Here is a 16608-nt window from a genome sequence, read left to right as displayed (position 1 = left end):
CAAATGATTTTGATCTTATATCATGTATTACGCAAAAGAAATGAAAAAATGATACAAATAAATAAATAAGCTTATTTCATCAACAAAAAACAGGTAGGAAGAACCCTACCTGTTTTCTCTTGTTACCCTGTTTTTTTATGTTTATTCCCACAACCACAAGCTCCGCCACTTCCACAACCACTTGCTATTTCTCCACCAGTCTCGACTTCTAATTTCTTGGAAACGGTTTGTGCTATTACTTCTTGAATTGTTTGCAGCATCTCATTCATTTCTACCTGTCGTTGCTGATACTCTAAAACGATCGGCATATGATCTAACTTATAATTCAATTCGTCTAGTTCTTTTTCCACTTGCTTTTTGTACATTTCTTTCTTGAAATGCTTTGCATGTACTAATTCTTTTTGTTTCTTTTTTATAGTCTCAATCAAACTTTGCACGGATTGACTCTTATTTACTTGTTGTTCAGCTAAATGAAATCGCTCTACTTCGGAACTGTTGCGTACTTTATCAGCGAATTGAGAAGCAAGCTGCAATACTTGATGTTGAAACATACGATCACCATCCTAAGCTACTGGAGATTTCGATACTTCTTCCACCCATTTGCCTTTCAGTGTCCATGTTTGAGCTTTTTCAATCGAAACATAGACCATTTTACCAATCAAATGTTTCGGTCCCACAAAGTTGACTAGTTTATTTGTTCTTGTTCTACCTGAAAGTACATCTGGATTTTTCTTACTTTCTCCTTCAACCAAAACTTCAACAACTTGTCCCTGTAAGATAGAATTTTTCTTTTTGCTGATCTCATTGAGTACATCATTTAATTTGGCTAAACGACGTTTCTTCACTTCCATTGGGACATCATCTTGCATTTTTGCTGCTGGAGTGCCATCTCTTGGAGAATAAATAAACGTAAATGCCATATCGTATTCGACTTCTTTAACCAAGGAGAGTGTTTCTGCAAATTGCTCATCGGTTTCTCCTGGAAAACCGACAATAATATCGGTTGTTAGTACTACATCTGGGATTGCCTTTTTCAATTTCGCAACCAATTCTAAATAACGCTCTCTATCGTATTTTCTCGCCATTAATTTTAACACTTCACTGCTGCCAGATTGAACAGGTAAATGGATATGCTCCACTAAATTTCCCTTTTTAGCGAGAACTTCAATGAGATGATCATCAAAATCCCTTGGGTGACTCGTTGTAAAACGGACCCTTGGAATTCCGATCTTGCGTACATCATCCATTAAATCACCAAATAAGTAGGTGATATTACTGAAATCTTTACCATAAGCATTCACATTTTGTCCAAGCAAAGTAATCTCTTGATATCCTTGGCGTGCAAGATCACGAATTTCATTTAACACATCTTCTGGCCGACGGCTGCGTTCCTTACCTCGAGTATATGGCACAATGCAATACGTACAAAACTTATCGCAGCCATACATGATGTTGACCCATGCTCGTAGTCCATCCGCCCGCACTTTTGGCATATTCTCTACAACGTCGCCTTCTTTGGACCAAACTTCAACCACCATTTCCTTGGACATCAATGCATTGAACAACAGGTGGGGTAAACGGTGAATATTATGCGTACCAAAAATTAGGTCTACATGTTGATGCTTTTGCAGAATTCGCGAAACAACAGACTCCTCTTGGGACATACATCCACAAACACCTAAAACCAGATTAGGTTTTTCTGTTTTTAATGCTTTCAAACTGCCGATATGACCAAAGACTTTATCTTCCGCATTTTCACGGATAGCACAAGTATTCAATAAGATGATATCAGCATCTTGATGGGACTCGGTACGAGTATAGGCCATTTGTTCCAGTATACCAGCAATGGTTTCACTATCATGTACATTCATCTGGCAACCATATGTCTCAATCATGTACTTCTTTCCCGCTCCAACACCTTGCATTTCTTCTGGTATTTGATCGAATTGCAGCACTTGAATATCTTCTTTGCCTCGTTTTTTCGCTTCCTTTAAATCAGGAGCTGTAAAATATTTGCTGTAATCTTTTCCACTCAACAGGTTCCACCCTCTCTATCTGGAATATCTATAATCCTAATAATTATCTGCCTTGTAACTTGACTATTATATCTGAAATAGACGTTTTCATCAAATCGTTTGAATTGCAGACTTGTTTACATTAAAATTTAATGCTATTTGAAATAATTCATTGTTATAATTAATTTAAGTTCAATCGAGACGGCTTCTCATGAGTACAGAACTCATTATCGCTGAGCTCAAGTTGGATCTCGAAGAGAGTCTGCCTGGTTTCTTCGCACAGTCCAAGTTTCACTTTGACAATGGTCAGGGTTGGCTGTTTTTCAAAAATCGGGAAGATCGGATCAGTTCCATCGAGTTTGATGGCGGTGTGACTGCTGACAGAGCGCCTGCTGGTGTTACCTTCCGCATTCAGATGGCTCCGAAAAAGGTTCTCGGAGTAACCATAAAGCGTGGTCGCCTGATCCAAGATAAATGTAGCATTAGCTGAATTCCAAATGCTGGATAACGGAAATATCCGTCTCTACCTGTTCAGCTCTTGGGAGGACGCTTCGTCTACTTCAATCGAAAGGGGCGGATCACAAGGTTGTTCTGACCATAGGGCACTTTTGGTTTGGCAAAGGCCTCTGATCTGTGATCATACAGACCAGAGGCCGAGCCATTTTTAGTATAATCATTCTACAATGAATTCCTATTACATTTATAAGAAAATCGAATTTTAACATAGTTATAATAGTATTTTTTTATAAGATTATTGGATCCACAAAACCAATGGCAAATCTGAGCTGACTTTGTCATCAACAAATTTTATGAAAACAGATTGGATTGCAAAAACTTTCTATTTTTATGGTTACAAAGGGAAATAAATAATAAAATGAAACTGTTCAAGCATCTAATAAGGAGAACAATGCTTACTCCTTTTGGACCTATCGGTGATTATGGCGCCTCTTCCTTCCCAGTATCTTCTCGTCTGTATGTCGGAAAGATTAACAAGAAAAAGAAAATATACACGCTTCCTAAAAAGGTGTCATCCATTTTGAGAGGAGAACACCTATGAAGTCACGGATTTCTAAAAGGTTTATCAGTGCGTTGCAATCCTCTTTACAGAATCTCGATGATGCTTTTCAACGTTTCTTTCGAAAGCAAGCGGAACCTATCCCCCACTTCTAAGCGTTAGCGCAGGTGGAGGGAGGGTTCAAAGCTTTCCAAAGACTTAACTATACTGCTGTAAGTTTTATTTGTATTTCTAACGATCTGGCAAGATAGTTATTGAAGAATAAGTATGAATTATTTTGCCTACCTTGTAACCAGTACAAGGTAGAGTGTTCTATGCTACTTCAAGAGTCTTGCATAGAGGGATTACATGTTTTTACCGTAATACTTTTCAAGACGTCCATCCTCATCAAACACAAAGGTGAACAGAGTTTCCTCCGTATCTGATTTGAAATTCAGGAAGAAGATGTCTGTCACAATGAGCCTTTTCACTTCCCTTTAGAAAGCTGACGGCGGTCCTCAACCTTCCCACTGACAATCGGGAGATTATCAGGGACATTGATTTTACAAGAAACATTGGTAAAGAATACTTCTCTACCATTATCCTCTACTTTCTTAATCAGAAAAACCTTACCTTTTGGTAAATGTCAGGATTGCTAGAACTATCTTCATCCATCTTGAACGATTGGCAGAAGCAAATAGCTATAAAGATATCCAAGCTATCCGCATGGTGAAGTTTATTACAAAACAGACAAAGCCTTCTCAGGATGTCAATAGGAGGATAGTCATGGGTATAGTAGAACATCTATATCAATTGGTACAAAATAGCCGATATAAGGACATCCAAGGCATTCATTTATCGGAAAACAGCCGTTTCAACCTGCAACATGCACCATCAACCCGTAGAGATCATACGAAGTAAAAAATTAGGGTCTGATCATCAAGTAGTGGTTGAAATAAATCTTCACCCTTACCTGATGTCATTTTAAATAACACCGGCATAATCCATATGATCCCAATAGCTTTATCTTCTAAAATATTTATTAAATAAATTTTATTTTATATCCCATTGTAGACAGAGGTAACATTTCCAAGTATACTCTCTTAAAACGAGGGAGGATATTACATGCAATTTATCGGAAAAATCAGTTCATTTGCTGGTAAAACATTTACACTTTGGGTACTCTTGTTTGCTGTCATTGCATATTTCTCACCAGAACATTTTACATGGATTGGAGCATATGTTGTTCCATTGCTAGGGATTGTTATGTTTGGAATGGGACTTACTATATCCCCATCAGACTTTAAAGAGGTTTTCACACGTCCAAAAGATGTAGCATTAGGTGTAATTGGTCACTATCTTGTCATGCCGCTACTTGCATTTTTATTGGCAAATCTACTAAATTTGCCTCCAGAGATAGCCGTAGGTGTCATTTTGGTTGGATGCTGTCCCAGCGGAACCGCCTCCAATGTAATGGTCTTTTTAGCTAAGGGAGATGTACCACTAGCTGTAGCTATTGCATCTGTTTCTACTATTTTGGCTCCTATCGTTACACCTTTACTTATTTTATTGTTGGCTAGTAAATGGGTGGATATCAATATTTGGTCCTTATTCTTATCTATCATTCAAGTAGTTATTATTCCACTAGCACTTGGGTTCATAGTGAAAAAGCTTTTTGGAAGACAAACAAAAGCGGCAGTACAAGCTTTACCACTTGTCTCTGTAATCGCGATTGTGATGATTGTATGTGGTGTTGTCGCTGGAAGCCAGGAAAAAATAGCTACCACAGGGTTACTTATTTTTGCAGTGGTTATCCTGCATAATCTTTTAGGCTTCTTATTAGGATTTTTATTTGCTCGTCTATTTGGTATGGATTTAGCAAAGCAAAAAGCAGTTGCAATGGAGGTTGGGATGCAGAATTCTGGTCTTGGAGTAGCAATAGCTACCGCACACTTTTCTCCACTTGCTGCTGTTCCAAGTGCAATTTTTAGTGTTTGGCATAACTTATCCGGTTCCACACTTGCCTCTATTTTTAGTCGCATTGGAGAGAAGAAAACTCCGAAAACAGAAGAAAAATGATAAATTTAAGCACATCAACAAAGCTGATTCGAAGAATGTCCGAATCAGCTTTGTTTTGCATAAATGAATATCACTATCTAATCTAAAACCTTTACATATCCCAGTGTTCCATCAACTTGAATCATCTGACCATCTTTTATTATCTTTGTAGCATCATCAACACCTACAACCGCAGGAATACCATATTCTCTTGCCACTACTGATCCATGGGTCATCAGCCCTCCTACTTCTGTTACTAACGCTAAGGCAGATTGAAACAAAGGTGTCCAACCAGGGTCAGTAAATGGTGCAACAAGTATCTCCCCTTCATGCAGCTGTGCTTCTTCAGGCTTGCGTACGATACGGGCTTTCCCCTTTACGACCCCAGCGGATACTGGCGTTCCGATCATAGCGTTTTTTGGGAAATTCCCTTCCCTTCCCGCAGGAGTAATGATTTCTCCTTCACTAGTCATCACCCGTGGAGGCTGTAACTTTTGTTGTGCTTGATATGCTTCTTTGCGTTCTTTCAACATCTGTGGTAAATCTTCTAAACCATTTCCTCTTGCAACCTGAATCAACTCCGATAATGATAAATAATAGACATCTTCTTTCTCTGCTAACCATCCATTTTGCACCAATATATCTGCTTGTTCCATCATTACTTTTTTGCATTCATCCAATATGGTAATAAGAAAATATTTATGATGTTCCCTTAATGCACCTAGATTTCGATAAAGCGAGATCATGCGCTTCATCATGCGATATTTAATCGGATTTCCTTTTAACCGGTTTAAGATTTGTGTTTCAGTTGCTCTTGCATCTTCTGCACCTTTTACAAATTTTCTTCGATGTTCACCTCGTTTTACGCTGCGCATGTGCCCGAGTATAGGAGAAATTAAAAGAGTCGGTTTTTCTCTCCATCTAGGTCTCGTCACATCAATCTCACCTGGACATCTTCTACCATACTTCGCTATGAAAACACCAAATGCCTGTTGAAATTGATCCCCACCTGTCACTTTATCCAATTCATCAAAAAAGGTCTCGTCTTTTGCAGTCTGTAAATATGTGACAACATCTGGTAAATCCCTTAATAAGTCTGCCAAATCACCTATTTCAAGCCCCATCTCACTGCTAATATTACCATCAAACGACTGACTGAGTGTTTGAATCGCTTCATCGCTACCAATCCAGCGAGTTAAATATTTTTTCATCTGCATCGTGATCAGTATGAATGGAGCAATAAATGGAAACAAATTTTGGAATATATCAAGTAAAGAAGTAGACAAATATTCTTGCACTTTTTGCAGCCTTTCTACTCCTTTTGATTCTTGCAAAATGCTCTTCAACTTCTTTTGTTCTCTTTCCATATAGCTCTCTACTTTAGCTCTTGCTTGACTAGGATCACGATGAAAGAGATTTTGATAAACTTCTTTTAATACTGGCGAAATATTGTGTCTAACTGTTTTGGCAAGACCAGCTTCAGGAGGAACGCTTGTAAAAACTGGTTTATTAATTACTTCTTGCAATGCTAAACCAATTCTTGGTTCCATGTTTGCTAATAGCTTAGGGATAATCTTCCTAGCTAACTTAAATCTCAACAAGTCAGAAGGATCAACAAATAACCTCCCCCCTGCAGGTAACAGATATGTACTTTCTAATCCATCTTCTGGTTTTCCAAAGGGGAAAAGCGTTCGAAAAACAGATAATCCAAGAGGTTTCATAGGATCAGTCATCATCTGTATATGACCTAAGGAAAGAAGGACTCGCAGTGGTTTTTGTTCTATTTTTGGCAGTGGATAAAGAGAAGTAATAGGTCTGCTCTGTACAACAAAAATTTTCCCATCCTCTATGCAAAACTCAATATCTTGTGGAGTCCCAAAATGCTTCTCTATTTGTTTTCCCAATACGGCTAGTTCTTTAATTTCTTTATCCGTCAGTACTTGCATATTTTGTTTTTCTTCTGGTATTTCTCTTTGCTCTGTACCACCATCTTCTAAAGAAACAATCATGACTTTTTTGTTAGAAATTTTCTTGGAGATCATCTCATTGTTTTTCACTTTATATAAATCAGCTGTAACTTGACCTGATACTAATGCTTCTCCTAAACCAAAACTGGCATCGATCGACGTTACCAATCTATTTCCATTTATAGGATCAGCTGTAAACATAATCCCAGATATATTGGGATTCACCATTCGCTGCACAACAACAGATAAAAATACAGAATGGTGATCAAAACTATTCTTTGTCCGATAGGCAATGGCACGATCTGTAAACAGTGATGCCCAACATCTGCGGACAGCATCAAGAAGGTTATTTTCTCCAACGACATTTAGATAAGTATCTTGTTGACCTGCAAATGAAGCAGTAGGCAAATCTTCGGCTGTAGCACTTGATCGGACTGCATAATGATAAGATCTACCAATAGAATCCCATGCATCAACAATCTCTTTTTGTAGCGCTTCTGGAATATGCAAATTTTCTATGTGATCCCGAATTCGTTGCCCTATATTCTTCAACTCTTGTAAGTTGTTAGAATCAACTTTCGCACATGCCGTGAGCAGTTGTTCCATCTCTAAACTTGTTTTTATAAAGGACTGGTAAGCCCAAGTTGTAATACAAAATCCATCTGGTACAGGAAAGCCTGCTTTGCTTAGTTCACCAAGGTTGGCACCTTTGCCGCCAACATCTTCTAGCTGAGATGCATCGATCTGGGAAAAAAACAACACATTGGTAGCCATTTGTCTATCCCCTTTTTAAACGCAAAATAAAAATCTTACCTATACTGTAACGCTGAATTTTTAAAAAGTAAAGTGAGTACTCACTTTATGAGTTATTTTTCCTCTTTTGTTCCCCACTTCAAAGAATATATTTTTGCTATTTGCTAAATATCAACTTGTGCTACACCATCGCCATTACTAAAATTCACGACAAACACGGGAACTATATTTTTTGATGTTAGTTTTTCCGGTTGTAGTCAACAGATAATAAACTTGTTGATATCCAACCAAAACAACCACCTATCAAAAAACGAAATGATTATGAAGATCTAGCAGTTCGATATACATTAGAAATTCTATCTAAAGATGCAAGTTTGCTAAATCTATCTAAAATGGGAATTTATAATGATGATCAAGCTAAAGGCTTACCTTGGTTGCTCAATTATATTCCTGAACAAAGAAAACAATATGTCACTACAGTCGATCTGGTAGAAAAATTTGATATGAAATGGGTTACAGATATTACTGTATACATTTTTCCATCTTTTCAACTTTTAAATAAGTCAGATTATTGCGCAGCCTTTATAATGGAATTAACGAAGGATAGTGAAAAATACAAAGTATTGCGTTTTGTACAGAGAATATGGGTTTACTGATTTTATGGAAATCCCAGATTATTTTGATTTAGCAGCTTCTATGAGTTGGAGAGAGCTGTCAGCAACTTCAAAAATAAATACAACCCCACTATTGTAGAATTCCCCAATCAAACTTTGGATAGTTAACCTCTATGACCTATAATCTTAAGGTTACTTCAATTGTTAGATTCATCTTATTTTAAGTGATCTGGTAACAATCCACTAAATACATCACCTATACATAATGTTAAAATTTGTATAGGTGATAATTATGTTTATTTCTCCCATGTTGCTCCACAGAACAGACAAACCACTCAACAACCATGACAATATCTGTGAATTAAAAATAGATGGAATCAGACTTATACTCTCCACTGTTGGAGGTAGAATAAACCTTTACTCAAGGCACAACACACATTGTAATGCTCAATTTCCCGAACTATTAGATATAAAACTACCTCCCAATACCATTTTGGATGGTGAAATATGTGTAACTGATCAACTAGGTAAACCTTGCTTCGAGTCAGTCTCCAAACGGTTTCAAACATCCAACACTAAGAAAACTGCCATCCTCAAAACTCAATTACCTATCCAGTATTGTGCTTTCGACATAATCAGATATAAAGGCAAAGAGGTTTACAGCCTCCCCTTAGTAGAGAGAAAAGAAATATTGAGCGATATCATCACTGAGAATAATCACATTTCACTTGTACGATGGATAGACGGAGATAATTCTGAAGAGCTGTTTGAACTAGTTAAACAAGAATCATTGGAAGGAATTGTGGTAAAACGCAAAAACTCAAGCTATCAGGTAGGTAAACGTTCTCGGGATTGGCTGAAAATAGTTAACTATCAATACTACCAAGTAGTTATAACGGGAATCAAGAAAAGAAAACATGAAATCCTCATATCTTTTCCTAATGGAGCATCAGCGGGGACTGTAGAATTTCCATTTCCTCCAAATGAGCGTAAAGCATTATGGGGTTTAGTCAATCAATTGAAGTTAGAGGAAGATAGGAATGTGATCTATCTCGATCCCAAGTTAATGATAGAAGTAAAATCACGAGGTGTAACAAAGAATGGTTACATAAGGACTCCAAGTTTTCATAGATATTGCATTTGAATAAATCAAAAACCTGCTTTAACAAAGAAAGCAAAAATTTGGCTCTTTCAAGATTAACTTATATCAATTGTATCAATTGGATAATATCTTCAATCCAATGATATACTGGCTTAAGCCAAAATGGCAGTAATTCATCACCAAAAAGTACGGCAACAATGGCAAAGAATCCAAAAAAGAATATGATAGCACTTAGACATCCTGTAATAATAAAACATTCTCCTCATTTTTAAATGAAATCTAAAATCGGTTACAACATCTGATCAATGGTACTGAATTAAAACGACCTCTGAAAAAATCAGAAGTCGTTTCGTTATCAATCATAAATAGAAAATACAGCGTTACTATTAAGTGTTTGAACATAAATTTCCGCTTTATTATTAGATCCATCTTGAGAACTACTTATATCCACCATTTTACAACGAGTCGAATTGGTATAATCAGTAGGCTCAAGATAATCATAAGTTATATGGTCATCTTTATTGTCTGGATCATACTCCTTAACATAGAAGTAAGTTCCCCCACCAGAGCGAAGACACACTAATACATTTCCTGAGACAGGTGCATCATCTACATTTGTAATATAATAATCAAGAGTGGAATTCCAATGTACCCGCTGTTGCCAAACGTTCGTTGCCTGCCATCCAGCAGAATCTGCAAATACGGATGAAAAAGGTAACACTAGTGTGAAAAGTGAAACAAGAAATGGTATTACAGTCTTTTTAAGATTCATTCTGTCTTCCTCCTCTACTGATTGTAAGCGTTAACAAAAAATAAGCAAAATATAAGATAGATATTGATGAGAGACACAATCTCCTTAAGAATGTATTATACATTGAAATAGAATAATAATCTAATATTAAATCGATTATATTATAATGAAATAAATGACATTATTAATTCTTCTAATTCTATAATTTCTGTCATCCCACCATATCCCATTTAATAATAGATTCATGAGAGATCTTTTTATCATCCAACAGCACTTTGCTTTTTTTAGCGCATCTTCCGACGAGTAAGAATCGAGAAATCCATCTATTGATTTTCCAAACCACTCTTAAACTAATGGGTCCAAATTTTTCTACTAATAAGTAACGATCATACATTTCTAATGAATATTATTGTTTTTTTATTTCTTATCCTCCTATTTATTGTATTATTAATTTAGTTCTTCAACTTATGAGAGCTTTTAGTGTTGATTCTAAGCGACGATATATTGGATGATGAAACCATATGCTTCCATACAAAAATGCTCTCAACGTCTCCCTTGGACGACTTTAGAAAGTCTAAGCTTACAATCATCAATTTGAGTTCATCTTTTGGATGATTTTTAATGGAGTGCTGTTATCCATGCTCTTTATTAAATTAATCAATTCGTCCTTTGGCATATTATCCAAAACAGATAAATCAAGAATAAGCATGTCTTCAATAATAAGCATGCCTTCAATATCAGCATTCTTCACCTAATCATCCATAGTAGTAGATGCACTCTAGTAATTACCATGTCGTTACATCATTTTTATATTCCCTTGAGTCAATTCTCCCATTCTTGTAATACTTGCCTTTTTAAAAGAATGAAATGTTATTTTCCTACTACCAAAATCAAATAAAGAGGGATTATATGACACTACAAAAACAGCCCCACACTTACCAGCTATCCGCTCGAGGATTAAAGAATTTACAAGGAATTCTGTCATTTTTAGAGGCAGAAGGATTACTTACAACGATTACTACTCCCGTAAATCGTAAGCATGAAGTGGCTGGATTAGCAAAAAAATTAGAGGGCGGAAACGCGTTACTATTTAAACATATCCTATCGCATGAAGCCCCTATATTTACAGGTTTATATTGGAATCGAGAGCTTTTATCCCGCATTTTTCAAGTAGAAACAGAAAAATTGCCTTTTCTCATGGCAGATGCTATCCAAAATTGGCGAAATAATCCTGTCCCACCTGTTGTACAAGATTCTGGACCAGCAAATGAAGTCATTAGCGTCTCATCAGAAGTAGACATGCTACAACAAATTCCTATTCCTACCCAGGGATTAGATGAGGGCGGACCGTACCTTACATCATGTGTTGTTATTGCAAAAGATCCAGAAACAGGAGTTAGAAACACATCCATTCATCGATTTATGGTCTCTGGATCAAATCGTCTCACCATGCAATTAGATATGGGCAGACATTTGCGGGACTACTATGAACGATCGGAAAAAATGGGGAAGCCTTTGGAAATAACCATTAATAACGGAGTAAATCCCGCAGTTCATATTGCCGCCGTGACACCAAGCAATGCTGCACAAATGGATGAAGATGAACTTGGTGTTGCCAGCACCCTGTTAGGTGAACCTCTCCCTCTGCTTCGCTCCCAATCAGTGGAAGTAGAAGGGATTGCTGATGCTCAGTATATTATCGAAGGAGAAATCTTGCCAGAAGTGCGAGAATCAGAGGGACCAGCTGCTGAAGTAACCGATTATTATGCGAAAAAAGATAACCGATGGGTTGTACATGTGAAAGCAGTTACTAGACGTAGTAATCCTATTTTCCATACAATCATTCCAGGTAGAGAAGTATATAATGCTGTTGGTCTTATGGCAGAAGCTAGTATCTTTCGAAATGTTTCTCAATTGGTTCCAAGTGTTCAAGCTGTATTTTTAACCTACGGAGGATGTGGTTTTTATCATGCTGTTGTACAGATAAAAAAGCATATCGAAGGCGTACAAAAAAATGCAATTTTAGCTACATTTGCTGCTTTTCCATCTCTTAGACGTGTGACCATTGTCGATGAAGATGTGAATATTTATGATCCCATCGATGTCGAATGGGCAATCGCTACCCGTCATGATCCTGTAAAAGACACCATTGTTATTCCAGATGCTATTGGTCATGAGTTAAATCCGATGACCCTTGAAGGAACCGTAACAAAAATAGGAATCGATGCGACTGCTCCTTTTCCCCGCCCCCGAAAATTCCAACGAATCCAGCTGCAACAAGTAGATATAAGTAAATATGAAATAAAATAAACGGAAAATATTTTCCGTTTATTTCTTTATCTTTGACATAGCAGGCAATCTTTTCATACTCAGTCCATCGCATCAATTATTCAAACTTGATGATGGATTATTTTCATCTTCCCCATGATCAAGCAAATCAGTTGACCCATTTTCTATGGACCAACTTTTTTTAGTTTTGTCATAAACAAGTCGCAACCTGCCATCCAAAGTCTCTGTTTCTCTGTCCGTATCGTATTTGATATAATCACTTAACTTAAAAACAAGGACATAATCATGAAGCAGGAATGATGAATAGAACTCAGGTTTCGAATTTTTAAAATCAATTCCTGTTTCGATTAACTTGTCATTGTCATCAAAAAATGATGTTTTTTACACATATCGTCAAATATCTCCTGAAACAAGTGTAACAAGATTAGGATTATTTTTCAGTTTTGCTTGTACACATTGTTTGGTGAATTTATTTAGAAAATTAGTCAGTTGCTTTTGCAATTGTGGATCTGCCTCTGGATAAAGTTGCATGTATTCAGGTTCTACATGCTGTGTATCACTTTTCATTCCTCCCCAAGGAAAGGTCCTTTCTGCAAAAGACAACCAGCGGCTTTAGTCATTTCCAGCAGACTATCTCTGGTGGCTTACTATTCTAGTTATTACATGCTGCTTATTGAAAAATATGAATATTGTTATCTAGAAGAATAATTCATCGATCAATGACCAATCAATTATTTGTCTTTTTCAATTGGAAAAAGGAAAGAGGCTTTTGTTACAATACCAATAGAAAAGAAGTAGAAAGAATAAAAAAAGAAAAGAGACTAATGAATGAAACTTTATTTTCTAGGAACAAGTGCGGGAGTTCCAACCAATTTTCGAAATGTATCCTCGCTCGCACTCCTTTTACCCGAATACAACGGTGATATTTGGTTATTTGATTGTGGAGAATCAACACAACATCAAGTAATGAAATCACCTATTAAACTTAGTCGGATTAACCGAATTTTCATTACCCACTTACATGGTGATCACATCTATGGTCTTCCTGGATTGTTAAGCACACGATCATTTCAAACCGATTCTCCTCTCACTCTCTATGGACCAAAAGGAATCAGAGAGTTTTTAGAAACTACACTTCGAATAAGCGAAACTTATCTTAGTCATCCATTGGAAATTCATGAAATTGAAGATGGAACGAAGATAGAAGAGAAGCACTTTACGATTCATATAAAGAAATTAGAGCATCGAATTGCATGCTTTGGTTATCGAATCGAAGAAGATGAAAAACCAGGAAAACTAAATATAAAAAAGCTTTTAGCTGAAGGAGTTAAACCTGGACCTATCTTTCAAAAATTTAAACGTGGTGAAATTGTTACATTACAGGATGGAAGGCAGATAAATGGAAAAGAATTTATTGAGCCGCCTACTCCAGGAAAAATAATAACTATTTTAGGTGATACACTCCCTTGTAAGAATAGTTTATTGCTCGCAAAAAATGCGGATGTGCTTGTTCATGAAGCTACACATTTTCATGAATATGTGGATAAAGCTGCGCAGTACCATCATTCAACAACTATACAAGCTGCAACTATTGCAAAAGAAGCAAATGCAAAACGACTTATCATCAATCATATTAGTCCGCGCTATCATGATGTAATGGAAGAAGATATGCTCACAGAAGTCCAAAGCTGTTTTCCAAATTCCTATCTAGCGAATGAACACCAATCTTATGAATGCTAAAATCCTTCCTTATACGAAATAGCGATAGCTCTGTTTTTAAAAGCTATCGCTATTTCTCGTTCAGACGATTTTATTTACTTCTATCTCATTCTGGTATATTTCATTCGTTTGATCTGAAAGATGCTTGTTTACAGTTATTCTGTGCTCTGTATGTTTGCTCACGATAACCGAAGCTGCAAACCCGTTTGAGCTAAACTACACTCACCTTTGTAAATACTCATAACTTCCGTGAGCAATTGATTTCTATCATAAAAAGGATACAGATGTGTTACTACTAGCTGTTTTGCATGTAGTTGATTTGCTATTTCCCCAGCCTGAAGAGTAGTGAGATGATCCATTGATTCCAGTGGCATATCCGCTTGTAAATAGGTTGCTTCACATAAAAAGATATCTGGATTCATTTTCATCTCATCCCAGGCTGTCTGATATCCACTATCTGCACCATACAAGATGGTGTGTTTGAAATCATTGAATTCTAACGCAAAGCAAGGGATACTGTGCTTCGTACGATAAGTACGGATTTTGGTATACTCATCAATTGAAATCGATGTCTTTTCATTTAGTTCATGAACACGGATATAATCGTGGTAGGATAATTTTTTTGCCCAGTCATGTGGCTCAGATGGTGCATAAACTTCAAGTGGCTTTGTTCGCAAACCTTGTTTGATTGCAAACATGATTGCGTATTGCAGCACAAAAAAATCAGCAATGTGGTCATGATGCAAATGAGATAAAACAACCATATCCAATTTATATGGTGGAATATATTTAATTAGCTGTGCGAGTACACCACTTCCACAATCGATCAATACTTTCTTCTCTGACTTTGTAGTTACCAAATAACCTGGGGTTGCCCCATCCTGAGCAGGAAAAGGAGAATGACATCCTAAAACTGTAATTTGCATATTCATCCTCTTTTATGTGTTTTTTATTTACTTTTCATTCATAATTATTTACCATATATGTTGTAAGAGCAACTGATTAGTTAGGAGAAGGTAGTGTCTGATTCCAAAACAACTGCAATCGTTAATGGAATTACTTTTACGATCGATTTGGATGATGAGTTTGTCAATGCAGAACCTGCTCGTAATCGAATTGGATTGCTGAACCCTCACAATTGGCGATCTCTAGCTGAAGTAAAGGTTCGAGGAAACCAAGTCTTTATTAATGACAAACGTCACGCAGTGCTGGGGACAGGGGAAACAAAGACATATAACCTCCCTTGTGGAAATGAATCGATCCAGATTCAAATGAAGAGAAATTAAACTCAGTTTCACGGGTCTAGGAAATTCCTAGTCCCAGACAATATAAAGTTTACAATACAAACTAGTCTATGTTTTATCCTTGTGTTTTAATTTATTCTTCCACGAATTTTTTCTTTTATCCAAGTTTGTCGGATATAAGGATTACATTATATAAGGGAGCTATTTTATGATTATTTTTCGTAGTTTACGCGATTGTACTTGGAGGGAAATGACAGATATTTGGAATGAAGCATTTGAAGGGTACTTTGTTCCTCTTCACTTTGATGAGAAACAATTGAACGTACATTTCGCAAAAGGAGATATTTCCCCACAACATTCCTGTTTAGCATACTATGATGGAAAACCAGCTGGATTTATACTGAATGGATTTCGTAAAATAGACGGCAAAAAAGTAGCATGGAATGGAGGAACTGGAGTAAAAAAAGAATTTCGTGGAAAAGGTGTTGGCAGAGCTCTCATTCAGGAATGCTTGAACCTATACAAAGAAGAACAAGTGGATATCGCAACTCTTGAAGCAATTGAACTGAATATACCTGCGATCAGACTTTATGAGAAATTCGGTTACTCTATCACCGATAATCTATATTTTTATACAGCAAAAAATATATCAGACCTCTCTCCAACATCGAAAACCGATTGTAAATTTATTCACACCAATAACAAAACCATACGCAAACTGACAATATGGAATAAATGGACACCATGGCAAAATCAAATTACAAATTTCACTGATGATAGCCGAGCTGTTATCGTGTTAGATCGATGTAAAAATCCAATTGCGTATGCACTCTATCGTGACATCTTTGATGATGATGGAGATAAAGTTCAAACTGTTCTTCTTCATTGTGAAGTTACAGAAATAACGAATAAGAAAGATATCACAAAACTGTTACTCGCTCAGGTATTTCATTCTCCTAACAATAAAGATAAAAATTATTTCTGCTCTACTTATAATTTACTTATCAATATACATCTCAAATCAATTTTCCAAGAATGGGGGTTTTCCAAACAAACAGGCCAAGTTTGGATGCAACAAAACTTGACCGGGAAATAGTTCAGA

Annotated in this window: 15 protein-coding genes; 8 read left to right on the top strand and 7 right to left on the bottom strand. The window is 36.6% G+C overall.

The window, feature by feature from the left end:
- Nucleotides 1-122: 122 nt before the first annotated feature.
- Entirely contained in the window at nt 123-551 is a 429-nt protein-coding gene (locus GSM42_RS00850; RefSeq protein ID WP_160799358.1) for a YlbF/YmcA family competence regulator, read from the bottom strand.
- Nucleotides 552-563: 12 nt separating this feature from the next.
- Entirely contained in the window at nt 564-2036 is a 1473-nt protein-coding gene (miaB, locus tag GSM42_RS00845; RefSeq protein WP_237446410.1) for a tRNA (N6-isopentenyl adenosine(37)-C2)-methylthiotransferase MiaB, read from the bottom strand.
- Between the two features lie 190 nt (nt 2037-2226).
- Here miaB and GSM42_RS00840 point away from each other — a divergent pair, with 190 nt between their 5' ends.
- The 3 genes from GSM42_RS00840 (at nt 2227) to GSM42_RS00835 (ending at nt 5088) form a co-directional block, all read left to right on the top strand.
- Complete coding sequence (locus GSM42_RS00840) at nt 2227-2505, top strand: hypothetical protein (RefSeq protein ID WP_160799357.1); 279 nt, start codon at nt 2227-2229, stop codon at nt 2503-2505.
- A gap of 1290 nt (nt 2506-3795) precedes the next feature.
- Complete coding sequence (locus tag GSM42_RS20895) at nt 3796-3930, top strand: hypothetical protein (protein WP_275402101.1); 135 nt, start codon at nt 3796-3798, stop codon at nt 3928-3930.
- A 204-nt stretch (nt 3931-4134) separates the two neighbouring features.
- Nucleotides 4135-5088 carry a bile acid:sodium symporter family protein gene (locus tag GSM42_RS00835; protein WP_160799356.1) on the top strand — a complete coding sequence of 318 codons (954 nt, stop codon included), beginning with the start codon at nt 4135-4137 and terminating at the stop codon, nt 5086-5088.
- A gap of 77 nt (nt 5089-5165) precedes the next feature.
- Here GSM42_RS00835 and GSM42_RS00830 read toward each other — a convergent pair whose 3' ends face one another.
- A complete protein-coding gene (locus GSM42_RS00830) occupies nt 5166-7808 on the bottom strand; it encodes a phosphoenolpyruvate synthase (RefSeq protein ID WP_160799355.1) in 2643 nt (880 codons plus the stop codon).
- 885 nt (nt 7809-8693) lie between these two features.
- Between GSM42_RS00830 and GSM42_RS00825 the strand changes: the two genes are divergently transcribed.
- Entirely contained in the window at nt 8694-9545 is an 852-nt protein-coding gene (locus GSM42_RS00825) for an ATP-dependent DNA ligase (protein WP_160799354.1), read from the top strand.
- Between the two features lie 313 nt (nt 9546-9858).
- On the opposite strand, the gene GSM42_RS00820 is transcribed toward GSM42_RS00825, so the two are convergent.
- The gene (locus GSM42_RS00820; protein ID WP_160799353.1) at nt 9859-10275 is read right to left on the bottom strand and encodes a hypothetical protein; all 417 of its coding nucleotides are present in this window, start codon (nt 10273-10275) and stop codon (nt 9859-9861) included.
- 568 nt (nt 10276-10843) lie between these two features.
- A complete protein-coding gene (locus GSM42_RS00815; protein ID WP_160799352.1) occupies nt 10844-11005 on the bottom strand; it encodes a hypothetical protein in 162 nt (53 codons plus the stop codon).
- Between the two features lie 158 nt (nt 11006-11163).
- Between GSM42_RS00815 and GSM42_RS00810 the strand changes: the two genes are divergently transcribed.
- Nucleotides 11164-12564 (top strand): UbiD family decarboxylase, encoded by a 1401-nt coding sequence (locus GSM42_RS00810; protein ID WP_160799351.1) that lies wholly within the window; start codon nt 11164-11166, stop codon nt 12562-12564.
- Nucleotides 12565-12936: 372 nt separating this feature from the next.
- Here the strand turns inward: GSM42_RS00810 and GSM42_RS00805 are convergent, their stop codons facing one another.
- Entirely contained in the window at nt 12937-13110 is a 174-nt protein-coding gene (locus tag GSM42_RS00805) for a hypothetical protein (protein WP_160799350.1), read from the bottom strand.
- Between the two features lie 261 nt (nt 13111-13371).
- On the opposite strand from GSM42_RS00805, the gene rnz reads away from it, so the two are divergent.
- Nucleotides 13372-14283, top strand: a complete 912-nt coding sequence (gene rnz / locus GSM42_RS00800) for a ribonuclease Z (RefSeq protein ID WP_160799349.1) — start codon at nt 13372-13374, stop codon at nt 14281-14283.
- Between the two features lie 158 nt (nt 14284-14441).
- Here the strand turns inward: rnz and GSM42_RS00795 are convergent, their stop codons facing one another.
- Nucleotides 14442-15188, bottom strand: coding sequence for an MBL fold metallo-hydrolase (locus GSM42_RS00795; protein WP_160799348.1), 747 nt, complete (start codon nt 15186-15188; stop codon nt 14442-14444).
- Nucleotides 15189-15281: 93 nt separating this feature from the next.
- On the opposite strand from GSM42_RS00795, the gene GSM42_RS00790 reads away from it, so the two are divergent.
- Both GSM42_RS00790 and GSM42_RS00785 read left to right on the top strand, forming a co-directional pair.
- A complete protein-coding gene (locus GSM42_RS00790; RefSeq protein WP_160799347.1) occupies nt 15282-15548 on the top strand; it encodes a hypothetical protein in 267 nt (88 codons plus the stop codon).
- 166 nt (nt 15549-15714) lie between these two features.
- The gene (locus GSM42_RS00785) at nt 15715-16602 is read left to right on the top strand and encodes a GNAT family N-acetyltransferase (RefSeq protein ID WP_160799346.1); all 888 of its coding nucleotides are present in this window, start codon (nt 15715-15717) and stop codon (nt 16600-16602) included.
- Nucleotides 16603-16608 lie beyond the last annotated feature (6 nt).

The organism is Shimazuella alba (genome assembly GCF_009831235.1).
Classification (GTDB): Bacteria; Bacillota; Bacilli; order Thermoactinomycetales; family Thermoactinomycetaceae; genus Shimazuella; species Shimazuella alba.
This window is presented reverse-complemented; position numbering and strand designations above follow the sequence as displayed.

What these genes read in the sequence shown, in the direction of transcription:
- GSM42_RS00850 (WP_160799358.1), bottom strand. Translation starts at nt 551, where the DNA reads ATGTTTCAACATCAAGTATTGCAGCTTGCTTCTCAATTCGCTGATAAA.
- GSM42_RS00840 (WP_160799357.1), top strand. Translation starts at nt 2,227, where the DNA reads ATGAGTACAGAACTCATTATCGCTGAGCTCAAGTTGGATCTCGAAGAG.
- GSM42_RS20895 (WP_275402101.1), top strand. Translation starts at nt 3,796, where the DNA reads ATGGGTATAGTAGAACATCTATATCAATTGGTACAAAATAGCCGATAT.
- GSM42_RS00835 (WP_160799356.1), top strand. Translation starts at nt 4,135, where the DNA reads ATGCAATTTATCGGAAAAATCAGTTCATTTGCTGGTAAAACATTTACA.
- GSM42_RS00830 (WP_160799355.1), bottom strand. Translation starts at nt 7,808, where the DNA reads ATGGCTACCAATGTGTTGTTTTTTTCCCAGATCGATGCATCTCAGCTA.
- GSM42_RS00825 (WP_160799354.1), top strand. Translation starts at nt 8,694, where the DNA reads ATGTTTATTTCTCCCATGTTGCTCCACAGAACAGACAAACCACTCAAC.
- GSM42_RS00820 (WP_160799353.1), bottom strand. Translation starts at nt 10,275, where the DNA reads ATGAATCTTAAAAAGACTGTAATACCATTTCTTGTTTCACTTTTCACA.
- GSM42_RS00810 (WP_160799351.1), top strand. Translation starts at nt 11,164, where the DNA reads ATGACACTACAAAAACAGCCCCACACTTACCAGCTATCCGCTCGAGGA.
- GSM42_RS00805 (WP_160799350.1), bottom strand. Translation starts at nt 13,110, where the DNA reads ATGAAAAGTGATACACAGCATGTAGAACCTGAATACATGCAACTTTAT.
- rnz (WP_160799349.1), top strand. Translation starts at nt 13,372, where the DNA reads ATGAAACTTTATTTTCTAGGAACAAGTGCGGGAGTTCCAACCAATTTT.
- GSM42_RS00795 (WP_160799348.1), bottom strand. Translation starts at nt 15,188, where the DNA reads ATGCAAATTACAGTTTTAGGATGTCATTCTCCTTTTCCTGCTCAGGAT.
- GSM42_RS00785 (WP_160799346.1), top strand. Translation starts at nt 15,715, where the DNA reads ATGATTATTTTTCGTAGTTTACGCGATTGTACTTGGAGGGAAATGACA.